Here is a 21,350-nt window from a genome sequence, read left to right on the forward strand (position 1 = left end):
CTATACGCCGCTGTCCAGCGCGAATTTCATCAAGCCGTTGATCCCGTCCACGCCCAGCTTCTTCTTGAGCGCCGACGAGGTGTTGGCCGCGGTCTTGTAGCTGACGCCCAGCTGATCCGCGATGGCCTGCAGCGCATGCCCCTGTCCAATCAGGGCCAGGACCTGGCGTTCGCGGTCCGACAGCGCGCCCAGGGGGTCGCCCGCGGCGCCCGCGCGCAGCGTGGCCAGCGCCATCGCCTGCTTGGGGGCCAGATAGAACTCTCCGGCCTCCAGCGTGCGCACGGCGTCGCGGAAATCGGACGGCGGGGCGTTCTTGGACAGGAACCCCTGCGCGCCCGCCTGCAGGGCACGGGCGGCAAAGCCTGTCTGGTCGTTCATCGAAAAGACCAGGATGCGCGCGTCGGGTGCGGCGGCCAGCAGCGGGGCGACCAGGTCCAGGCCACCCGCGCCGGGCAGGCTGATGTCCAGGACGATCAGGTCGGGGGCGGGGTCGCGGGTCAGCTGGTCCAGCGCCTCCTCTCCGGACATGGCCTGGCCCACCGGGTCATAGCCCAGATCGCGCAGCAGGCGGCTGGCGCCCAGATGGGTGATCGGGTGGTCGTCGATGACCAAGGCGCGTTTCGTCACGGGGTTGTCCTGTCCTCAGTGCTGGCGGTCGTCAGGGCTGTCCGGCCTGCCGGGGCAGGTCCGCGATCAGGCGCGTGCCGGGCGACCCGGCCTCAAGGCGCAGGGTGCCGCCCAGCAGGGTGATGCGTTCGCGCATGCCCGTCAGGCCGGTCCCCTCGCGCCGGTCGGGGGCCATGCCCACGCCGTCATCGGCCAGCACCATGCGCCAATGCGCCGGATCGGTCCAGAGCCGGATGTCCACCCGGTCCGCCCGGGCATGGCGCAGGGCGTTCGTTGTGCCCTCCTGCAGGATGCGGAACAGGGTCAGGGCGGTGGCCTCGTCGGGCTCGGGCAGGCCCGCGGCCATGTCCAGGGCAAAGCGGGTGCCCGGAAAGCGGCGGTTCAGATCGGCCACGTAATCCGCCAGCACCGTGGCCAAAGGCAGCTGTCCCACCGCCATCGGGCGCAGATCGTCCAGCAGGGTGCGGTTCACGCGGGCGATCTGTTCCGCGATCGCCGCGATCTGGTCGGCCGACGCGGCGGTCGCGGGGTCGGGCGCCGCCTCGCGCAGCGCATCGGCCTCGACTCGCAGGCCGAACAGGCACGGGCCCATCTCGTCGTGCAGGTCGCGGGCGATGGCCTTTCGTTCGGCGTCCGCGCGGGCGATCACCTGGTGCTGCAGGCGGGTGCGGTCGGTGCGGGCCTGTTCCAGCGCTTGCGCCAGCCGGTCGGCATGGGTGGCCAGCGCCGCCAGGTCGGGATGGGGCAGCGGGCCGATGCGGCTGTCCAGGTCGCCCCGCGTCATGTCGGACAGGCGCGCGGCGATGGTGGCGACCGGGCGCAGCCCCTGCGCCAATGCCCCGGCGATCAGCGCCGCCTGCAGGACGGCTGCCGCCGCCGCCAGCGCCATCAGGTCGCGGATGTCGCGCCAGGCGCGGGCGATCTCCTCGGCCGGGTCGCCGGTGATCAGCACATAGCCGCGCGGGCGGCCGTCGATCACCACCGGCAGGCGGGTCTCCTGCGGGTCGGGGGCGACCAGGGCCGCGAACCAGCCGGGCGCGCGCAGCGCCGGGTCGGGCGGACCCGCGGGCTGGCGCAGCGTGCCGTCCAGCGCGTTCAGGATGCCGATGCGGGCGTGGCGGGGTTCGGTCAGCCGTTCGGGCAGCCGCGCCATGATGCGGTCGGGCGGCACGGCCCCCTGCATCGTGCCGATCGTGGCCAGCACCAGGTTGCGCGCCGTCTCGGCGCCCATGCGCGTTTCCGTGGCGATGTCGCGACGCAGCCGGTCCAGGCTGCCCAGGGCCAGCAGCGCGATCAGGCCCAGCTGGACGATCAGGATCAGCGTCAGGATGCGGGTGCGCAGCGTCATGGCGCGACAGTGCCGCCAAGCGGTTGCCGGGGCAATGGTCCGCGTCCCCGCCGCAATCGTCGCGGCGGTGAACGGGCGGGCTTTCCTGTCCCGACGGCCCCGCGTAAGGATATGCGGATGAGTGATTATGACGATCTGTCGGCCCGCATCCGGGCCCTGTGTGCGGGCGAGACCGACGAGGTCGCGCTGATGGCGACCGTCGCCTGCGAACTGCATCATTCCGACGACCGGTTCGACTGGACCGGCTTCTATCGCGTGGTGGGCCCCGAGCTGCTGAAGATCGGGCCCTATCAAGGCGGGCACGGCTGCCTGGTCATCCCGTTTTCGCGCGGGGTCTGCGGGGCGGCGGCGCGCACGCGCACGGTCCAGATCGTGCCCGATGTCGAGGCCTTCCCGGGCCACATCGCCTGTTCCAGCAGCACCCGGTCCGAGATCGTGCTGCCTGTCCTGGGCGCGGGCGGGCGGCTGATCGGGGTGCTGGACATCGACAGCGACCGCCCGGATGCCTTTGGTCAGGCCGACGCGGATGCGTTGACGGCGATTCTGGCGGACGCCTTCGGGCATCTGTGATCACGATGGGGACGGCAGCAGGATGATCTGGGACACCTTGGCAAACATTCCCGCGGGACAGCTGACCGCGTTCATCGCGGGCGGGCTGGTCCTGAACTTTGCGCCCGGTCAGGACGTGTTCTTCGCCAGCGCCTGCGGCATCCAGGGCGGGCCGCGCGCCGGGGCCTGGGCCGGGTTCGGCGTGGGCCTGGGCGTGCTGATGCACGTGGCGCTGGCGACCGTGGGCCTGGGCGCGATCGTCGCCGCCCATCCCGAGGCGCTGCGCGCCATCAAATACGCGGGCGCGGCCTATCTGCTGTGGCTGGCGTGGAAAAGCTGGCGGTCGGGGGACATCGACCCGTCGGCCCGGGGCAGCGTCAGGGTCTGGAACATCATTCGCCGCGGGTTCCTGTCCAACGCGCTGAACCCCAAGCCGGTCCTGTTCCTGCTGGCCTTCCTGCCGCAGTTCACCAACCCCGCCTGGGGCCCGGTCTGGCAGCAGATCCTGGGCCTGGGGCTGATCTTCGCATTCACGGGGACGCTGGTGACCATGGGATACGGCATCGTCGGCGGGATCGCAGGCGGGGTGATCGGCAAGCGGCTGGGGATGGTCAACAAGATCGCCGCCGTCATGTTCGCGGGGCTGGCGCTGCGCCTCGTCTGGAAATGACCGAATTCGTCTATGCCCCGCCGCCGGACATCCCGGTGGTCCTGCATGCCGACGACCACGTGCTGGTGGTGGACAAGCAGGCGGGGTTGCTGTCGGTGCCGGGGCGCGGAGAGGATCGGGCCGACTGCCTGATCGCCCGCCTGCGCGAGGCGTTTCCGACCGTGCTGCTGGTGCATCGGCTGGACCTGGACACGTCGGGGGTGATGGTCTTTGCCCTGACCCCGCAGGCGCAGCGCGACCTGTCCAAGCAGTTCGAGGATCGGCTGACCAAGAAGGTCTATGTCGCGCGGCTTTCGGGCCGCCTGCAGCCGGAGACCGGTCGGGTCGACCTGCCGCTGATCGTGGACTGGCCGAACCGGCCCCGCCAGAAGGTCGACTATGCCGAGGGTCGGCCCGCCCAGACCGATTGGCGCGTCGTCCGCGCGACCGATGCGGAAACACGGGTGCGCCTGATGCCCGTCACAGGGCGCAGCCACCAGCTGCGGGTGCACATGTCGTCCCTGGGCCACCCGATCCTGGGCGATCCGCTTTATGCGACGGGGACGGCCGCCGACCATCCCCGCCTGATGCTGCATGCCGAAAGCCTGCGGTTCCGCCACCCCGACACCGGGGTGCAGACCGGGTTTTCGGCCAAGGTGCCGTTCTAGGCGTCCGCTTCGGCGTACCACGGTGCCACGACGACCTGCGTGCCCGACCCGCCCTCGGCCACCAAGGCCGTGAACGCGTCCAGGTCGCTGCCCCGGTGGTGGTACGGATAGACCACGTCGGGGGCAAAGGCGGTGACTGCCGCCGCCGCCTGATCCACCGACATCGTATAGGGCAGGTTCATCGGCAGGAACGCCACATGGATGTCGGTCAGGGCGCGCAGTTCGGGCGTATCCTCGGTATCGCCGGCGATCAGGAAGCGCTGGCCACCGATGGTCAGGATATAGCCGTTGTCGCGGCCCTGCGGATGGTTCTGCAGCCGGTCCTCGGTGATGTTGTAGGCGGGGATGGCCTCGATCGGCAGGCCCAGAGCCTCTCCGCTGTCGCCATTGGCCATCGTCGTGGTGCGTTCGGCCATGGCGGCAGGCAGCATCCCGGCCACGGCGGGGTTGGCGATCATCGGCRCCTCGGGCAGGGCGTCCAACGTCGGCTGGTCGTAATGGTCGCCGTGTTCGTGGGTGATCAGGATCACGTCGGGCGCAGGCAGGTCGGCATAGGCCTCGGCCCCGCCGACCGGATCGACATAGATCACCCCCGCGGGCGTCTCCAGGACCATGCTGGCGTGATCGACGGGGTGGATCACGACCTCTCCACCCTCGACCGCATGGCGAAAGCCGCCGTCCTGCGCGCGGGCGGCGCGGGGCAGGACCAGGGCGGGCAGGACGGCAGTGCCCATCAGGGCTGCGGCCAGTTTCAGTCCGGTGCGACGGGTCAGGTGCATGCTGTCTCCTGCGAAACGGGGGAAAGAAAGGCCAACCCCGGCAGCGTGCCGGGGGTTCCGGCCCGTGCTTGCGGCGCATTGCCGCGTGACCTACAGCTTGGGGCGCAAGCCATGGCAGGGGATCGGGATGACACATCTGTGGGTCAGGGCGGAAAGCCGCCCGAACGAGGATCGCGTGGGCATCACCCCGGACGGGGTCGCCGCGCTGATCGGGCAGGGCATGCGCGTCACGGTCGAGGACAGCCCCCGCCGCATCATCCCGACCGAAGCCTATGCCAAGGCCGGCGCGACCATCGCCCCCGAGGGCAGCTGGCCCACCGCGCCCGACAACGCCATCGTATTCGGCCTCAAGGAGCTGCCCGAGGGCGGCACTCCCCTGCGCCATCGCCACGTGATGTTCGGCCACGCCTTCAAGGGCCAGCCCGCGGGTCGGGTGCTGCTGGACCGGTTCCGGGCCGGGGGCGGGGCGCTGTATGACCTGGAATATCTGACCGACGACACGGGGCGCAGGCTGGCGGCCTTCGGGTACTGGGCGGGCTATGCGGGGGCGGCGGTGTCGCTGATGGCCTGGGCCGCGCAGCAGTCGGGCGGCATCTGCGGCCCGGTGGCCGCCTATCCCGACCGGCACCGCCTGCTGGACGACCTGCGGGCGCGGCTGGACGCCACCGGCCGCCCGCGTCCGCGGGCCATCGTCATCGGCGCCAAGGGCCGCGTGGGCAGTGGCGCGGCCGACCTGCTGACCGCGATGGGCGTCACCGTGACCGGGTGGGACATGGCCGAGACCGCCCATGGCGGCCCCTTCCCCGAGGTGCTGATGCACGATGTCTTCGTCAACGCGATCCTGGCCCATCCCGGCGCCCCGGTCTTCGTGTCCGCCGATGCCGTGGCGCCGGGTCGTACGCTGAGCGTCATCGGTGACGTGGCCTGCGACCCGACCAGCGATTTTTCCCCGATCAAGGTCTATGACCGCACCACCACCTGGGACGCGCCGGTCCTGCGGGTGGCGGATGCGCCGGTGCTGGACGTGATGGCGATCGACAACCTGCCCTCGATGCTGCCGCGCGAAAGCAGCGAGGATTACGCGGCCCAACTGCTGCCCGTGCTGCGGGGGCTGGACGACCTTGACGCGGGCGCCTGGGGCCGGGCGGGTGCGTTGTTTCGCGACCATCGCGACGCGCGCTGACATGGGCGCCGTCACGGCCGCCTGACAGGGACGTGTTGCCGCAGGGGGGAACGCCGGGCCGTGTCACGAATTGGGCAGGGTATTCACCGGATCGGAGGACCCCATGACGCGCCGTACGACGACAAGCCTGACCACCCTTGCCGCCACAGGATTCCTGGCCTCGATGGCCGCGGCGCAGGGTTTCAACGACGCCGCCCCCAACGGGGCCGCCTATGACCAAAAGCCCGCCTTCGAAGGCCAGACCCGCGCGCCCATGCTGGACAGCACCGGCCTGCAGCAGCAGGTTCTGGTCGAGGGGCTGGAGCATCCCTGGGGCCTGCAGGAATTGCCCGACGGGAACTGGCTGATCACCGAACGCCCCGGCCGGATGCGCATCTATACCACCGACGGTACCCTGTCCGAACCCATTCAGGGCTTGCCCGAGGTCGATGCCCGCGACCAGGGCGGCCTGCACGACGTGTCCGTGGCGGACGATTTCGCGGACACCCGCCGCGTCTGGTGGACCTATGCCGAACCTCGCGGCGACGGCACGAACGCCACCGCCGTCGCGACCGGTATCCTGTCCGAGGACGGCACCACGATGGACGATGTCCAGCGCATCTGGCAGCAGCAGCCGGCATGGGCCTCGACCAAGCATTTCGGCGCACGGATCGTGCATGACGGCAAAGGCCACATCTTTGTCGGCCTGGGCGAACGCAGCGACCCCGAACCCCGCCAATACGCCCAGGACCCGCAGGCGACATTGGGCAAGATCATCCGCATCAACGCCACCGACGGCACGCCGGCCGGGGCCGGAATCGAGGGCGCGCTGCCCGAGATCTGGTCCATCGGCCATCGCAACATCCAGGGCGCCGCGATGGGCCCTGACGGCCAGCTGTGGATGAACGAGCACGGCCCCAAGGGCGGTGACGAGCTGAACGCCGTCGAGGGCGGCCTGAACTATGGCTGGCCCCTGGCCACCTACGGCACCGATTATAGCGGGGCCCAGATGGGAGCGACCCAGGTCGAGGGCACCGAACAGCCGGTCTATTACTGGGACCCGTCGCCCGCGATCAGCGGCATGGCCTTCTATGATGGCGACATGTTCCCCGACTGGCAGGGCGACGCGCTGGTCGGCGGGTTGCGGTCGGGTGACATCATCCGGCTGGAACTGGACGGCACCACCGTGACCGGAGAGGCGCGCCTGGCCCAGGGCATCGGCCGCGTCCGCGAGGTCGAGGTCGCCCAGGACGGCGCCCTGGTCGTCATCATCGACGAGGAGAACGGCCGTCTGGTTCGCCTGACCCCGGAAGGGTGATCCGGCCACGATCGGTCTTGGTCTTGGGGCGGTCCTGCGGGGCCGCCCTTCGTCATACCGGACGCTGCAGGTCGTCTTCGATGTCGCCGGGAGAGATGCCCAGCCCCTCCAGCCCGGCCTCCAGCAGGTCGGCCAGTCGGGGTTCGCCCATCAGGTAATCCTCGGTCGGGATGGTCCGTTCGATCCGGGCGGTGCGGATCGCCTCCTCCAGTTCGGACGGCTCAAAGCTGTCGCGCCCGATCCACATCACGGCGACCAGGCTGGCCTGCTCATCCTCGTTCAGGCCCGCGATGAAATCGTGCAGCTCGGACCGGGTGCCATGCTGGCGTCCACCGCCCTGATGGGCCCAGGGATTCACGCCGCTTTCGTAATCGCGGGCGCGGATGATCACATGGGCGATCTTGTCGACGGCAACCTGCAGCATCGCGGCACCTCCTGTCTGGGCACAGGATCGATCCGCGCGCGCCCTGCGTCAATCCCTGCGACCGAACAGGCGTTCGATGTCGGACAGTTGCAGCTTGACCCAAGTCGGACGGCCATGGTTGCACTGGCCCGATTTCGGCGTGCGCTCCATCTCGCGCAGCAGGGCGTTCATCTCGTCCGCGCCCATCCGGCGACCGGACCGGACCGACCCGTGGCAGGCCATCGACGACAGCACCGCATCGATGCGCGCCTGCAGCCGGTCCGACGCGCCCTGATCGGCCAGATCGTCCAGGATGTCGCGGATCAGCGCGCGCCCGTCCAGCCGCGCCAGCATCGCGGGCACCTCGCGCAGCGCGACCGCGCCCGGGCCGAACGGCTCGACCACCAGACCAAGCGCGGCAAGATCGGCGGCGATGGACAGGATGCGATCGGCATCGGCCGGGGACAGCTCGACGATCTCGGGGATGAGCAGGGCCTGGGCCGGGATGCCCGCGGACTGCGCCTGCGCCTTCAGCCGCTCATAGACCAGCCTTTCATGGGCGGCATGCTGATCGACGATCACCAGCCCGTCGGGCGTCTGCGCGATGATGTAGTTTTCGTGGATCTGCGCGCGCGCGGCCCCCAGGGGCGCGTCCTCCATCGGCGCGTCGGCCACGACCGGGTCGAACCGCGCCGACGGCGTCTCGGCAAAGCCCGGCATCTGCAGGTCCAGCGCCGCCCGCACGGCCGCCGCTGACGGCCTGTCGGCCTGCCATGCGGGCCGCGGGTCTGACCGGTTTTCGGCCAAAGGTTCGGGCCCCGGTTCGACCTGCACCGCCTGCCGTCCACCATCTGCGGATCGCATTCCAGAAACAGTACCGCCGCCGGATGCCGGCCCGCCGCCAGCACGTCCATGTAGCCCGCCCTGAGCGCCCCGGTCAGCAGCTTGTCGCGCACCGGCCGCCCGTTCACGTACAGATGCTGCGCCACCGCCGCCCCACGCGAATAAGTCGGCAGGGCGGCATAGCCCGTCAGGGTGATCCCGTCGCGTTCGGCATCCATGGGCAGGGCGTTGTCGATGAAATCCGTCCCCATCAGCCGGGTCAGCCGCGTGGTCAGCGCCCCGAACAGCTCTCCCTGCTCGGCATCGGCGCGAAAGATCTCGCGCCCGTCGGCGGTCAGCGAAAAGCCCACATAGGGTTCGGCCATCGCCAGGCGGCGCACCGTGTCGGCCACCGCCTGCGTCTCGGCCCGGTCGGTGCGCAGGAATTTCAGCCGCGCGGGCGTGGCAAAGAACAGGTCGCGCAACTCGACCACGGTGCCGCAATTGGCGGCCGCCGGGCGCAGCGGGTCCAGCCGCCCTCCGGTGACCGCGATGGACGCCCCCTCGCCCCCCCGCGTGCGCGAGGTGATGGTCAGCCGCCCGACCGCGCCAAGCGACGGCAGCGCCTCGCCGCGAAAGCCGAAGCTGGTGATGGCCAGCAGGTCGGTCCCGTCGATCTTGCTTGTGGCATGGCGCGACAGGGCCAGCGGCAGGTCGTCCGGCACCATGCCGCAGCCGTCGTCGGTGACGCGGATCAGCCGCTTGCCGCCATCCTGGATAGCGATCTCGATCCGGGTGGCGCCGGCGTCCAGCGCGTTCTCGACCAGTTCCTTGACCGCCGAGGCCGGGCGCTCGACCACCTCGCCCGCCGCGATGCGGTTGGCGGTGGCCTCGTCCAGCTGGCGGATCACGGGGCGGCCGTCGGGGCGTATCTTGGGGGTATGGCTGTTCATCGCCCCAAATCTAGCAGGACTGCCCCGCCGCTGCCAGAGATTCGCGGGACATCAGCCCCCCGGAACGACCGCGCCGCGCCCCTTGAGGCGCGGCGCCACCGCTGTTGTCGGTTCAGTTGGTGACAGGGTCCGATTCGATCCCCTCGGGGCGGCCGACCAGCACGAAGCGCAGCCGTTCGGGGTCCAGCAGGCGCTGCGCCACGCGGGACACGTCCTCGGACGTCACCGCCTCGACCTTGGCATTGCGGGTATCGATATAGTCGATCGGGAATCCGATCAGCTGCATGCCTGCCAGGATCGATGCGATGCGTCCGTTCCCGTCGAACCGCAGGGGATATTCCCCGGTCAGATAGGTCTTGGCATCGGTCAGTTCCTGGTCCGTCACACCCTCGGCCATGCGGGCCCATTCGGCGCGGATCAGCTCCACCGCCTCGGCCGTGGTGGCGTTCGATCCCGACATGCCGCCCTGCCAGGTCTGGCCGTACAGCCCCGTGGCCAGCGCCGTTCCCACGCCATAGGTCAGCCCGCGCTTCTCGCGGATCTCCTCCATCAGGCGGGAACTGAAGCCCCCGCCGCCCAGGATGTGGTTGGCGACGAAAGCCGCGAAATAATCGGGGTCGTCGATCGGGATGCCCGGCCCGGCAAAGGCCACCACGGTCTGCGGGCTGTCCCAGTCGATGACCGTCGTGCCGCCGGTCACCTGCAGCTCCGCCTGCTCGGGCAGGGGGGCGGTCGCCTGTTCCGGCAACCCGCCCAGGATGCGGTCCAGCAGCAGCCCCAGCTCCTCGGCCGAGATGTCGCCCGCCGCGCCCACGACCACCCGGTCGCGCGCCAGCACGCGGTTCTTGGCCGCCACCAGGTCCTGCCTGGTCAGGGCCGCGACGCTCTCCGCCGTCCCGTTGATCGAGGTCGCATAGGGATGCTCGCCCCAGGCCTGCGCCGCCATCTCCTTGGCGGCGATGCTGTTCGGATCGGTCGCCTCGGACCGGATCACTGCCTGCACCTGTCCGCGCACGCGGGTCAGCGCATCTTCGTCGAACCGCGGCTGCGCCAGCGCCTGAGCCAGCAGGTCGGCGGCGGCGTCGCGGTTCTCGGTCAGGGACTGGAAGCCCACGGACACCGTGTCGTCGCTGGCCGAAAAGGACAGCCGCGCGCCCAGGTCCTCGACCGCCTGGGCGAACTGCGTGGCGCTGTTCGACCCGGCGCCCTCCTCCAGCAGCGCGGTCATCATGTTGACGGCGCCGCGCTTGCCCTCGGCGTCCATGCTGGCACCGCCGCGGAACTGGATGTCCAGCGCCACAAAGGGGATGCTGTCGTCTTGGACCAGCCAGGCCTTGATCCCACCCGGAGAGGTGACGTCCTGGATCTCGATCGCCTGCGCCGGCACGGCCAGCAGGGCAAGAACGGTGGCGATTGCGGCACGGATCATCCTTGCACCTCGGTCTGTTCGTCGGGGGTGGCCGGGGCCGGTTCCTGGGTCGCGGCGGCCTCCGCCTCCGCGGGGGCGGGCAGCAGCCAGCCGGTCACGGCGGGCGCCTGCAGCACGTCGCGGGCGGCGGCCATCACGTCCTCGGCGGTGACCGCGTTCAGGATGTCGGGCCAGTCGTTCACGTCCTGCACGGTCAGGCTGGTCGACAGCCCCTGGCCATAGTCATAGGCCCGGCCATGCGCCGAATCGCGCGAATAGATCTCCTCGGCCCGGATGCGGGTCTTGACGCGCTCCAGGTCGGCCTCGTCCGGACCGTCGGCCAGAAACTGCGCCAGCGCCTCGTCCAATGCCGCTTCGGCCTCCTCGGGCGGGGTGCCCTCGGCCGGAACCAGCGACAGCATGAATTCGGTCCGGTCCAGCGACAGCCCGTCATAGCTGGCCCCCGCCCACAGCGCCGTTCCCGGCAGCGTCAGCTGCTGCGCCAGATACGAGGTCTGCGATGACCCGCCCAGCAGCGCCGCCAGCACGGTCAGCGCCGCCGCATCCTCCTGCGCGCCCGGATCGCGTTCCGCGGCCAGCACGGTGCGGATCATCCGGGGCTGCGCGACGCGCGGGTCCGACATCTCCAGCCGCCGCGCGGTCCGCTTGGGCGGCTCTTGCGGGCGGATGCGCGGTTCGGCCTCGCCCTTGGCGGGGATGGCACCGTAATGCTCCTCGGCCAAGGCACGCGCCTCCTCCGGGGTGACGTCGCCGGCGATGACCAGCACGGCCTCGTTCGGCGAATAATGCGTGTCGTACCAGGCGACCGCGTCGTCGCGGGTCAGCGCCTCGATCTCGTCGCGCCAGCCGATGATCGGCCGGCCATAGGGGTGGTTGTCATAGACGACCGCGTTCAGCTCCTCGGCGAACAGGGCGGCGGGGTCGCTGTCGACGCGCTGCGCGCGCTCCTCCAGCACGACCTGGCGTTCGGCCTGCCAGTCCTCATCGCGGATGTTCAGGTTGGCCATGCGGTCGGCCTCCATCCCCATCACCAGGGGCAGGCGGTCGCTGGCGATGCGCTGGAAATAGGCCGTGAAATCCCACGAAGTGAAGGCGTTGTCGCTGCCCCCGTTCGCCGTCACCGTCTTGGACAACTCTCCAGGCTCCAGCGTATCGGTGCCCTTGAACATCAGGTGTTCCAGATAGTGCGCGATGCCGGACTTGCCCGGCACCTCGTCCGCCGCGCCGATCTTGTACCAGACCATCTGCACCACGACGGGCGCGCGCTCGTCCTGGATGACCACCGTCTCCAGGCCGTTGGGAAGGGTGAAATGGGTGACGCCGTCGGGCATCGGGGCGGCGGCGTCCTGCGCCAGGGCGGGCAGGCCGGTCAGCGACGTGCCAAGCGCCAGGGCCACTGCCAGGGCGGAACGGGATGCGGGGTAACGCATGGATGGAGCAACCTCCTCTTGCTGAGGGGCAACTTGGACTTCAGGGGCAGGCCGCGCAAGCCACGCTCGCGCGAATGTGCAGCGCCGGCGGCAGGGTCGCGGCGCCAGCCGCACGCCCGGACGGCCCCCTCGATGGGGGCGGGCCGGGCGACCCGTTCCGACCCGCGCGCCGGTCAGGCGGTCAGACGCACCGGCAGGGACAGCGGCCCATGCGCCTGCAGCCCCTGTTTCCACCGCACCGGCCCATCCGCCGCCATCCCCGGCGCGCGGGCCAGCAGGGCCGTGAACAGCGTCTCCATGTTCAGTCGCGCTAGATTATTGCCCAGACAGACATGCACGCCTGCGCCAAAGGCCAGATGCACGTTCGGACGGCGGGTGACGTCAAAGCGGTCGGCATCGGCAAAGGCCTCGGGGTCGCGGTTGGCCGACGCGTAAAGCAGCCCGAACAGCGTGCCCTTGGGCCAGTCCCGCCCGCAGATCGTCAGGTCCTCCGACGCATAGCGGTGAAAGAACGGCAGCGGCGCGGAAAAGCGGAACATCTCCTGCACCGCCTGCGGCATCAGGTCCGGCTGCGCGCGCAGCAGGGCCGCCTGGTCCGGGTGATCCAGCAGCGCCACCATCCCCGACCCCAACACGTCGATGGTCGATCCATGCCCTGCATGCAGGATCTGCATGATCGTGGCGATCAGTTCGTCATGGGTCATCAGGCCCGCGCGCTCGGCCTCGATCATCGCGGACATCAGGTCGTCGCGCGGGCAGGCGGCGCGTTCGGCGTGCAGGTCCTCCAGCAGCGCCGCGAACAGGCGCGTGGCCTCCTCGGCGCGGGCCTTCTTGGCGGGCGTCCGGTCGATGTCGAAATAGCTGACCACGTGATCGGACCATTCGGTCATCTGCGGGGCCAGCGCCGGGTCCGTGCCGATGAGGTGGCCGATCACCTGCCCCGGCAGGTGCGCCGCCAGATCGGCGATGAAATCGATCCGCCCCTGCGGGACCAGGCGATCCAGCGCAGCATCGACCCATGCCGTGACGAAACCGCGCATCCCTTCCAGCCGGGTCCGGGTAAAGAACGGGAACACCGCGCGGCGCAGCCGGTCGTGATCCGGCCCGTCCGTGTCCAGCATCGAGGTCTGCACGAAGCGTTCGTGAAACGGCATGTCATGGAAGTTGCCCGCGACCTGCATCGCGCGTACCTGTTCGGGCGGGGCAAAGGCCGCTGGCGCGCGTACCATGCGCCGGTCCAGCGCGATGGCGCGCACATCCGCCATGCGCGATGCCAGATGGCCACCGAAGCCCGGCCAAAGGGGCAGGCCCGGCTGCGCCCTGAGCGCCGCATAGGCGGGCCAGGGATCGGCCCCGAAACCGGGGTCCGTCGGGTCGAAGACGGCGGTGCTCACTCTGCTGCGGGCGCCGGCGCGGTCGAGGTGATGGCCCCGGCGCGCTGCCAGCGCCGCTGTTCGCTGACGGGGTCCAGCGCCATCGGCGCATAGGCGCGCTGATAGACCGGCGTGCCCATGATGCGCTCCAGCGGGCGGCGGCCGTTGCGGGCCCGCCATTCGGCGTCCGATTGTGCCAGGCGTTCGCGGATCTGCGGGTCGGTGCCCGCGCGGCCGGCCTGCGCGACCAGCGCCTGGTCCGCGGCCCCGATGCCCTGGTTCGCCAGGTGTTCCGGGTTACCGCCCAGGGCGGCGACCGCGTCGCCGCGGGGGTTCGGATCGGTGATGTTCGCGCCGCCCGGCGTGGGTGCGGGCAGCACCGCCAGATCGGGCGGCATCGACAGCGACCGCGTGGGCAGGATCGCGAATTCGTCCGGCCCCACCTGGCCCGCGCCGATATTGTTCAGCGTCCCGCCGCCACAGGCGGAAAGCCCCATCGCGGCCGCAAATCCGATCACCAGCGCGCTTGTCCGCATGTCCTGCCCCCTTTGGTCCGTTGCGCCCTTCTAGCCCGGTTTTCCGTCGCCGTCACGACCCTGTTGGTCGGCGGGCGCGAACAGGTCGGGCTGGCGCGGACCGGCGGGCGGCGGCGAAGGCACCTTGGGTGCCGGACGCGCAGGCGGCTTGGGCGCTGTGCGCTGTGTGCGGGGCTTTGCCGGGGCGGGGGTTTCGGTCGTCTTGGGCTGCGGCATCAGCACCAGCCCCAACGCGCCCGCAAAGATCGAGATGTCGGCCACGTTGAAGCTGTAGGGGTTCTGCCAGCCCGGCAGCGACATGTTCAGGAAATCGGCCACCGCACCATAAAGAACGCGGTCCACCACGTTGCCCAGCGCGCCGCCGATCAGCAGCCCGGCCGAGATGCGGGCGAACCGCCCCAGGCCCGCGCGCCAGACCCAGATCCATACCCAGGTGCAGATGACCAGCGCCACCCCGATCAGCACCCAGCGCATGATGTCCGTATCCGACGCCATCAGGCCAAAGTTCACGCCCTGGTTCCAGGCCATGCGCAGGTTCAGCCAGGGGGGGAACACGTCGATCGACCGCACGCGGTCCAGGTCCAGCATGTGGACGACGACGTATTTCAGCGCCTGGTCGGCCAGAAAGATCGCCAGCGCGACCCAGATCACCGGCCGCATGTCGCTGCGCGCGGGCTGGGGTGCCGGGCGCGCCTTGCGGGCGGCGGGTTTCGCGGGCGCGGCCATCAGTGGCGGAAGTGACGCTGGCCGGTCAGGACCATCGCCAGCCCAAGGCGGTTGGCCGCCGCGATCACCTCGTCGTCGCGCATCGACCCGCCGGGCTGGATGACCGCGCGGGCGCCGGCCTCGGCCAGGGCCTCGATGCCGTCGGCAAAGGGGAAGAACGCGTCGGACGCCACCGCCGCGCCATCGGTCAGCGGTTCCGACAGGCCCAGGACCTGGGCCATGTCCTCGGACTTGCGCCGCCCGATGCGGGTGCTGTCCACGCGGCTCATCTGGCCCGCGCCGATGCCGACGGTGGCCAGGTCCTTGGCATAGACGATGGCGTTGGATTTCACGTGCTTGGCGACCGTCCAGGCGAACATCAGGTCGGCCAGCTCCTGCTCCGACGGCTGGCGGTCGGACACGATGCGCAGGTCGGCGCGGGCCACATGGCCGTTGTCGCGGCCCTGGATCAGCATGCCGCCCGACACCTGCCGGAAGGTCAGCCCCCCGGCGCGCGGATCGGGCAGCCCGCCCGTGGTCAGCAGGCGCAGGTTCTTCTTGGCGGCAAAGATGCGGCGCGCGTCGGCGTCGGCATCGGGGGCGATGACGACCTCGGTGAAGATCTTGACGATCTCCTCGGCGGTGGCCCCGTCCAGCGGCTGGTTCAGCGCGATGATGCCGCCGAAGGCGGAGGTGCGGTCGCAGTCGAAGGCCCGCCTGTAGGCCTCCAGCGCGGTCGCGCCCTGGGCCACGCCGCAGGGATTGGCATGCTTGATGATCGCGCAGGCGGGGCCGTCCGCCGGGTCGAACTCGGACACCAGCTCGAAGGCGGCATCGGTGTCGTTGATGTTGTTGTAGGACAGCTCCTTGCCCTGGTGCTGCTGCGCCGTGGCCACGCCGGGACGCGCCTCGCCCGTGACATAGAAGGCCGCCAGCTGATGCGGGTTTTCGCCATAGCGCAGCCCTTGGGCCAAGGTGCCCGCGAAGGCGCGGCGGCGGGGCGTCGCCTCGCCGATGGCATCGGCCATCCAGGTGCTGACGGCCGCGTCATAAGCGGCGGTGCGGGCATAGGCCGTCTGCGCCATCCGCTGGCGGAAGGGCAGGGTCGTGCCGCCATTCGCGTCCAGCTCGGCCAGGACCGCGTCGTAATCCTGCACGTCCACCACCACGGTGACGAAGCCGTGGTTCTTGGCGGCGGCGCGGATCATGGCCGGGCCGCCGATGTCGATGTTCTCGATGCAGTCGTCATGGGCCGCGCCCTTGGCGACGGTCTCCTCGAAGGGATAGAGGTTCACGACCAGCAGGTCGATCGCGCCGATGCCGTGCTGCTCCATCGCCGCAACGTGGTCGGCATTGTCGCGCAGGGCCAGCAGACCGCCATGCACTGCCGGGTGCAGCGTCTTGACGCGGCCGTCCATCATCTCCGGGAAACCCGTCACGTCTGCCACGTCGGTCACGGACAGGCCCGCGTCGCGCAGGGCCTTGGCGCTGCCGCCGGTGGACAGGATCTGGACGCCCCGCGCATCCAGGGCGCGGGCGAAATCGATCAGGCCGGTCTTGTCGGAAACGGAGAGAAGCGCGCGTCGGATGGCGACGGGGTCGGACATGGGGGCCTCGTGTCTCTGGGTGACGCCCAGTTACCGAAACCCCCGCCGAAGGTCCAGCGCCTCAGCGCTTGCGGGACGAGAACAGCTGCTGCGCCAGCTGCACCGCCGCCACGACCATCACGGCCGTGCCGATCCCCGAGGCAAGGCCGCCCGCACCCTTGGCCGCCGTGCTGGCGCCGCGCGTGCGCAGGACGGCCTGCGCCAGTTTCAGTCCCATCGCGACAGTGGTCAGCCTCATCTGGTCATCCTTTCATCCGCATTCGCGGATGGAAGGCGCAAGGCGGCCCGACGGTTCCGTTCAGCCGGGCTTGCGCAGGCAAGCCATGTAGAACCCGTCCATCCCGCCCCGGTCGGCCCAGTAATCCGGGCGCAGGCGCAGGCCGCCCTCCTCGGTGACCCAGGCGGGGTCGATGCCGGGCAGGTCGATCCGCGCCAGATCCGGGCGTTCCACGATCAGGCCGGGATGGCGGACCAGCACCTCGTCGATCTGGACCTCGCCCTCGTCGGGGATCAGCGAACAGGTGGCATAGACCAGCCGCCCACCGGGCCGCAACACCGACAGCGCGTGATCCAGCAGGGTCGCCTGCAGCTCGATCAGCTCGGCGATGCCGTGGCCGTCGCGGATGAAGGGCAGGTCGGGATGGCGGCGGATGGTGCCCGTGGCGCTGCAGGGCGCGTCCAGCAGGATCGCGTCGGGTGCCACGTCGGGGCGCCAGTCCAGCACGTCGGCCGCGACCAGATCGGCGGTCAGCCCGCAGCGGGCCAGGTTCTCGGTCACGCGGCGCAGGCGCTGTTCGCTGATGTCCACGGCGGTGACATGGACACCGGCCGCCGCCAGCTGCAGCGTCTTGCCGCCGGGCGCCGCGCACAGGTCTGCGATGCGTTCGCCGGGCCGCGGGGCCAGCAGGCGCGCGGGCAGGGCCGCGGCGGCATCCTGGACCCACCACTGGCCCTCATCGAACCCCGGCAGGGCAGTCACCTGCGCCGGACCCTGCAGGCGCCACGACCCGGTGGGCAGCGCATCGGCGCCCGGCACCGGGTCCGCGCCGGGCTTCATCGTCAGGTCCAGGGGCGCGCCGCGCTGATGGGCGGCCTCGATGGCGGTCATCACCGCGTCGCCGTAAGCCTCGACCAGCGGGCCGCGCAGCCATTCGGGCAAGGGTTGCGGGGCTAGGTCGGCCCAGCCCTGATACGCGCCCACCTTGCGCAGGACCGCGTTGACCATGCCCGCCGCCGCCTGGCCGCGCGCGCCCAGCGTCCGGGTCAGGTCGACCGCCGCACCCACGACGCCGTGGGCAGGGGCGCCCAGCTCCAGCATCTCGACCACGGCCAGGCGCAGCACGTCGGCGATCTGGGGGGCGGGCCTGCGGTTCACGAAGGCGTCGATCACCACGTCTCCGCGACCCTGATGGCGCAGCGTCTCGGCCGCCAGCCGGGCCGCCCGGGCCTGTTCGGCCACCGGCAGCGCGCGCAGGCTGCCGGACTGGTCCGACAGGGACCGCCCGTCGCGCACGCCCTGGATCAATCGCAATGCGCCCTTGCGCGCCATATCGCCGCCCGGCTTTGCCAAAACGCTTTCCTTTGCCTAAGTGATGTTCAACACTGTTCCGCGACCCCTTACGCCCATTCGGAGGATCTTTCCATGAGCGATGACACCCCCGCCCTGCCCGCCGCCGCACAGCGCGCCCTGGCCGAGGCCGAGGCCCGCAGGAAACAGCAGGCCGGGCAGATCCTGCCGGTCGAATACGGCGGGCGCGACGGGCCGGAGCCGGTCCGCTATGGCGACTGGGAAAAGGGCGGAATCGCGGTGGATTTCTGAATGGACTGGTTGCGGGCATCGGCCACCCAGCAGGGCCGCGCCATCATGGCGGGGGTCCTGGACCCCATCGACCAGACCGAGGCCTATCTGGCCGCCGCGAAGGATCACCCCGATTGCGCGCGCATCTATGCCCGCCTGACCGCCGCCCGCGCCCGGTCCGAGGCCGTGGCCGCCCATGACCGCGCGAAACAGGAACGCCGCCACAGCCTGCTGGACGGCGTGGCCATCAGCTGGAAGGACAACATCGACAGCGGCGGCACCGTGACCGAGGCCGGATCGCGCCTGCTGGAGGGGCGCGTGCCGCGCAAGGACGCCAACATCCTGGCGCGCGCGGCCCGTCGCGGCATGGTCTGCCTGGGCAAGACCCACATGACCGAACTGGCGTTTTCCGGGCTGGGGCTGAACCCGCGCACGGCGACGCCGCCCAATGCGCTGGACCCGGACCTGGCGCCGGGGGGCTCGTCATCCGGGGCGGCGGTGTCGGTGGCGCTGGGGCTGGCGGCGGCGGCGGTTGGCACCGACACGGGCGGGTCCGTCCGCGTGCCCGCGGCGTGGAACGGGCTGGTGGGGTTCAAGCCCACGCATGGCGCGCTGCCCGAAAAGGGCGTGGTGCCCTTGGCGCGCAGGTTCGACATCGCGGGCCCCATCGCCCGCAGCGTCGAGGACTGTGCCCAGATTTTTGCGATCATGGCCGACCAGCGGGCCCCCGACCTGGACGGCGCCAACGTGCAGGGCCTGCGCCTGATGGTGCTGGAGGGGCTGCCCTTCGACGACGCCGAATCCGGGCCGGTGACGGCGTTCCAGGACGCGGTGGATAGGCTGGGTCGGGCCGGTGCGCAGATCGCGCACGTCTCGACCGACTGGCTGGACAAGGCCATGGCCCTGTCGCCGCAGCTGTTCGCCCCCGAGGCCTATGGCATCTGGCGCGCCCAGATCGAGGATGCGCCGGAACTGATGTGGCAGCCCATCCTGGAGCGGTTCCGTGGCGGGGCAGGGGTCAGCGCGCCCGACTATGTCGCGGCATGGGAAAGCCTGGCCCGCGTGCGCCGCAAGTGGATCAAGGAGGTCGTCGGCGGATACGACGCCGTGCTGCTGCCGACGGTGCCGATCCTGCCGCCCGCTACCGCACGGCTGATGACCGACGGGTCGGAATTCGTGCGCGCCAACCTGCTGACCCTGCGCAACACCCGGATCGCGAACCTGCTGGGCCTGCCCGCGATCACCCTGCCCACCGGGCACCCGGCCTGCGGGATCAGCCTGCTGGGCCATGCCGGTCAGGACCGGCATCTGCTGCGCGTGGCGGCGGGGGCCGAGGCCGCACTGGCGTGACCGGGTCTTTGCTGGACGCAAGGCCCGGATCACGCTAATGTTTCCGCCAAGGAACGGGGCGCAGACCCCGAAAAGCGAGGCAGAGATGGCATTCCCCGAGCGGTTCTCGAACCTGCCGGACTACGCGTTCCCGCGTTTGCGGGCGCTGTTGTCGGATATCGAGCCGGGGCTGGCCCCCGGCGAATCCCCCATGATCCTGACCATCGGAGAGCCCCGCCACCCGATGCCCGGTTTCGTGGCGCAGGTGATGGCCGACAGCCTGCCCGAACTGGCGAAATACCCCCCGAACGAGGGCGCGCCCGAACTGCTGTCGGCGATCGGCGGCTGGCTGGACCGCCGCTATGGCCTGGACGTTTCACCTGACCGGCTGATGGTGCTGAACGGCACGCGCGAGGGGCTGTTCAACGCGGCCCTGGCGCTCTGCCCCGAGACCAAGGCCGGCCAGCAGCCGATCGTGCTGGTGCCGAACCCGTTCTATCAGGTCTATGCGGTCGCCGCCGCCGCGGTGCAGGCGCAGGCGCTGTTCGTGCCGGCCACGCCCGCCACGGGCAACCTGCCCGATTACGCGGGGCTGGACCCGGCGCTGCTGGACCGGGTGGCGCTGGCCTATCTGTGTTCGCCCGCCAACCCGCAGGGGGCGGTGGCCGACCGCGAATACCTGGAAACGCTGGTGACCCTGGCGGAGAGGCACGATTTCCTGATCCTGGCCGACGAATGCTATTCCGAGATCTGGCGCGATGCGCCACCGGCGGGTGCCCTGCAGGTCGCGACCGCGATGGGCCTGCCCGACCGGGTGGTGATGTTCAATTCGCTGTCCAAGCGGTCGAACCTGCCCGGCCTGCGGTCTGGCTTCGCCGCGGGCGGCCGCGCCCAGGGGCGATATCCCAAGTTATCTGCCGCCGGAGGGCGGGTTCTTTCTGTGGCTGCCGGTCGCCGACGGCGAACAGGCCGCGCGGACGCTGTGGGCGCAGGCGGGCATCCAGGTGCTGCCCGGCGCCTATCTGTCGCGCGACGTGGACGGGATCAATCCCGGCGCGGGCTTCATCCGGGTGGCGCTGGTGGCCGATGCCGACCAGACGCGCGCCGCGCTGACCCGCCTGCGGGCGGTCCTATATGACGAAACGGGGGGCTGAGATCATGGCAAGCTGGCAGGCGAAACACCGCGACCCGCTGTTCGACCAGTCGACCCAGGCCGCCCTGGAACGACGCGGCAAGGAGGCCATCGGCGCGGGGCTGATCGTGCTGGGCATCCTGATCGCGATGATGCTGGGCAGCTGGTCGCCCGACGATCCCAGCTTCGGGTCGGCCACCGACGCGCCGGCGCAGAACATGCTGGGCGGGATCGGGGCGATGATCGCCTCGGCGCTGATCATGATCGCGGGCATGGGGGCCTGGATGCTGGTCGTCGCGGCCTGGGTCTGGGGCCTGCGCATGATGCTGCACAAGGGCGAGGAGCGCCTGATGCGCGGCATCTTCACCCCGATCGCCGTGGCCCTGGTGTCGATCTATGCCAGCACGCTGATCCCCGGCCCCGAATGGCAGCAGAATTACGGCCTGGGCGGCCATTTCGGCGACATGGTGATGGGCGCGATGCTGAACCTGCTGCCGATGAAGGCACAGCTGGGCATCCGCCTGGCGGCGTTGCTGGTCGCGGTGGCCGTGGTCGCGGCGGCGGCCTTCGTCCTGGGTTTCGACCGGACAGAGGTCGCGGCCCTGTGGCTGCGGTTCCGGCAGGGGCTGGCGACGGCGCTGCACGGGACGGTTCTGGCGGGATCGGCCGCCGCCGGCGCGGCGCAGCGCCTGCGCCAGCCGCGCGCCGAGGGTGCCACCCCCCGCAAGGCCGC

General features: G+C 70.7%; 20 protein-coding genes and 2 pseudogenes. 9 read left to right on the forward strand and 13 right to left on the reverse strand.

Annotated features, from left to right (window positions below; translation table 11 throughout):
- Entirely contained in the window at positions 1-627 is a 627-nt protein-coding gene (locus GBO37_RS04430; RefSeq protein WP_046000410.1) for a response regulator transcription factor, read from the reverse strand.
- A 31-nt stretch (positions 628-658) separates the two neighbouring features.
- Positions 659-1,975, reverse strand: coding sequence for a histidine kinase (locus GBO37_RS04435; protein WP_127897449.1), 1,317 nt, complete (start codon positions 1,973-1,975; stop codon positions 659-661).
- 117 nt (positions 1,976-2,092) lie between these two features.
- Between GBO37_RS04435 and GBO37_RS04440 the strand changes: the two genes are divergently transcribed.
- The 3 genes from GBO37_RS04440 to GBO37_RS04450 are packed head-to-tail and all read left to right on the forward strand — an operon-like array spanning position 2,093 to position 3,841.
- Positions 2,093-2,545 carry a GAF domain-containing protein gene (locus tag GBO37_RS04440; RefSeq protein ID WP_045982463.1) on the forward strand — a complete coding sequence of 151 codons (453 nt, stop codon included), beginning with the start codon at positions 2,093-2,095 and terminating at the stop codon, positions 2,543-2,545.
- A 22-nt stretch (positions 2,546-2,567) separates the two neighbouring features.
- Positions 2,568-3,194: a LysE family translocator gene (locus tag GBO37_RS04445; protein ID WP_046000408.1), complete on the forward strand. Its 627-nt coding sequence runs from the start codon at positions 2,568-2,570 to the stop codon at positions 3,192-3,194.
- Positions 3,191-3,841: a pseudouridine synthase gene (locus GBO37_RS04450; protein ID WP_252927467.1), complete on the forward strand. Its 651-nt coding sequence runs from the start codon at positions 3,191-3,193 to the stop codon at positions 3,839-3,841. Before GBO37_RS04445 ends, GBO37_RS04450 begins: the two co-directional genes overlap by 4 nt.
- Here the strand turns inward: GBO37_RS04450 and GBO37_RS04455 are convergent.
- Positions 3,838-4,620: an MBL fold metallo-hydrolase gene (locus GBO37_RS04455; protein ID WP_252927468.1), complete on the reverse strand. Its 783-nt coding sequence runs from the start codon at positions 4,618-4,620 to the stop codon at positions 3,838-3,840. The two genes, GBO37_RS04450 and GBO37_RS04455, sit on opposite strands and share 4 nt — an antisense overlap.
- Positions 4,621-4,747: 127 nt before the next feature.
- Between GBO37_RS04455 and GBO37_RS04460 the strand changes: the two genes are divergently transcribed.
- Positions 4,748-5,803 (forward strand): saccharopine dehydrogenase, encoded by a 1,056-nt coding sequence (locus GBO37_RS04460; protein WP_252927469.1) that lies wholly within the window; start codon positions 4,748-4,750, stop codon positions 5,801-5,803.
- 103 nt (positions 5,804-5,906) lie between these two features.
- Positions 5,907-7,100, forward strand: a complete 1,194-nt coding sequence (locus tag GBO37_RS04465) for a PQQ-dependent sugar dehydrogenase (protein WP_252927470.1) — start codon at positions 5,907-5,909, stop codon at positions 7,098-7,100.
- 52 nt (positions 7,101-7,152) lie between these two features.
- Here GBO37_RS04465 and GBO37_RS04470 read toward each other — a convergent pair whose 3' ends face one another.
- From GBO37_RS04470 to GBO37_RS04515, 10 genes and pseudogenes are all read right to left on the reverse strand, one after another.
- Positions 7,153-7,524, reverse strand: a complete 372-nt coding sequence (locus GBO37_RS04470) for a DUF3775 domain-containing protein (RefSeq protein ID WP_252927471.1) — start codon at positions 7,522-7,524, stop codon at positions 7,153-7,155.
- Positions 7,525-7,572: 48 nt separating this feature from the next.
- Positions 7,573-9,278 (reverse strand): annotated as a pseudogene (gene mutL / locus GBO37_RS04475) (DNA mismatch repair endonuclease MutL).
- Between the two features lie 112 nt (positions 9,279-9,390).
- Positions 9,391-10,707, reverse strand: a complete 1,317-nt coding sequence (locus GBO37_RS04480) for a pitrilysin family protein (protein WP_252927472.1) — start codon at positions 10,705-10,707, stop codon at positions 9,391-9,393.
- Positions 10,704-12,137 carry a pitrilysin family protein gene (locus tag GBO37_RS04485; protein WP_252927473.1) on the reverse strand — a complete coding sequence of 478 codons (1,434 nt, stop codon included), beginning with the start codon at positions 12,135-12,137 and terminating at the stop codon, positions 10,704-10,706. Before GBO37_RS04485 ends, GBO37_RS04480 begins: the two co-directional genes overlap by 4 nt.
- Before the next feature lie 173 nt (positions 12,138-12,310).
- The gene (locus GBO37_RS21580; RefSeq protein WP_148910569.1) at positions 12,311-13,531 is read right to left on the reverse strand and encodes a cytochrome P450; all 1,221 of its coding nucleotides are present in this window, start codon (positions 13,529-13,531) and stop codon (positions 12,311-12,313) included.
- Complete coding sequence (locus tag GBO37_RS04495; protein WP_252927474.1) at positions 13,528-14,046, reverse strand: DUF3035 domain-containing protein; 519 nt, start codon at positions 14,044-14,046, stop codon at positions 13,528-13,530. The genes GBO37_RS21580 and GBO37_RS04495 overlap by 4 nt, the downstream gene beginning before the upstream one ends.
- 30 nt (positions 14,047-14,076) lie before the next feature.
- Positions 14,077-14,772 carry a signal peptidase II gene (gene lspA / locus GBO37_RS04500; RefSeq protein WP_064503553.1) on the reverse strand — a complete coding sequence of 232 codons (696 nt, stop codon included), beginning with the start codon at positions 14,770-14,772 and terminating at the stop codon, positions 14,077-14,079.
- On the reverse strand, positions 14,772-16,358 hold the full coding sequence (purH, locus tag GBO37_RS04505; RefSeq protein WP_252927475.1) for a bifunctional phosphoribosylaminoimidazolecarboxamide formyltransferase/IMP cyclohydrolase: 1,587 nt from the start codon (positions 16,356-16,358) through the stop codon (positions 14,772-14,774). Before purH ends, lspA begins: the two co-directional genes overlap by 1 nt.
- Positions 16,359-16,419: 61 nt before the next feature.
- A complete protein-coding gene (locus GBO37_RS04510; RefSeq protein WP_157001474.1) occupies positions 16,420-16,596 on the reverse strand; it encodes a hypothetical protein in 177 nt (58 codons plus the stop codon).
- 60 nt (positions 16,597-16,656) lie between these two features.
- Positions 16,657-17,907 (reverse strand): RsmB/NOP family class I SAM-dependent RNA methyltransferase, encoded by a 1,251-nt coding sequence (locus GBO37_RS04515; protein ID WP_252927491.1) that lies wholly within the window; start codon positions 17,905-17,907, stop codon positions 16,657-16,659.
- A gap of 93 nt (positions 17,908-18,000) precedes the next feature.
- On the opposite strand from GBO37_RS04515, the gene GBO37_RS04520 reads away from it, so the two are divergent.
- From GBO37_RS04520 to GBO37_RS04535, 4 genes and pseudogenes are all read left to right on the forward strand, one after another.
- On the forward strand, positions 18,001-18,177 hold the full coding sequence (locus GBO37_RS04520) for a DUF1674 domain-containing protein (protein ID WP_042251299.1): 177 nt from the start codon (positions 18,001-18,003) through the stop codon (positions 18,175-18,177).
- The gene (locus GBO37_RS04525; protein WP_252927476.1) at positions 18,178-19,506 is read left to right on the forward strand and encodes an amidase; all 1,329 of its coding nucleotides are present in this window, start codon (positions 18,178-18,180) and stop codon (positions 19,504-19,506) included.
- Positions 19,507-19,591: 85 nt separating this feature from the next.
- A pseudogene (locus tag GBO37_RS04530) lies at positions 19,592-20,639 on the forward strand (aminotransferase class I/II-fold pyridoxal phosphate-dependent enzyme).
- Between the two features lie 4 nt (positions 20,640-20,643).
- A partial coding sequence (locus GBO37_RS04535) for a DNA translocase FtsK 4TM domain-containing protein (protein ID WP_252927478.1) occupies positions 20,644-21,350 on the forward strand: 707 nt, incomplete at its 3' end.

Origin of the sequence: Paracoccus sp. 08, assembly GCF_024105395.1 — a bacterium.
Lineage (GTDB): Bacteria > Pseudomonadota > Alphaproteobacteria > Rhodobacterales > Rhodobacteraceae > Paracoccus > Paracoccus marcusii.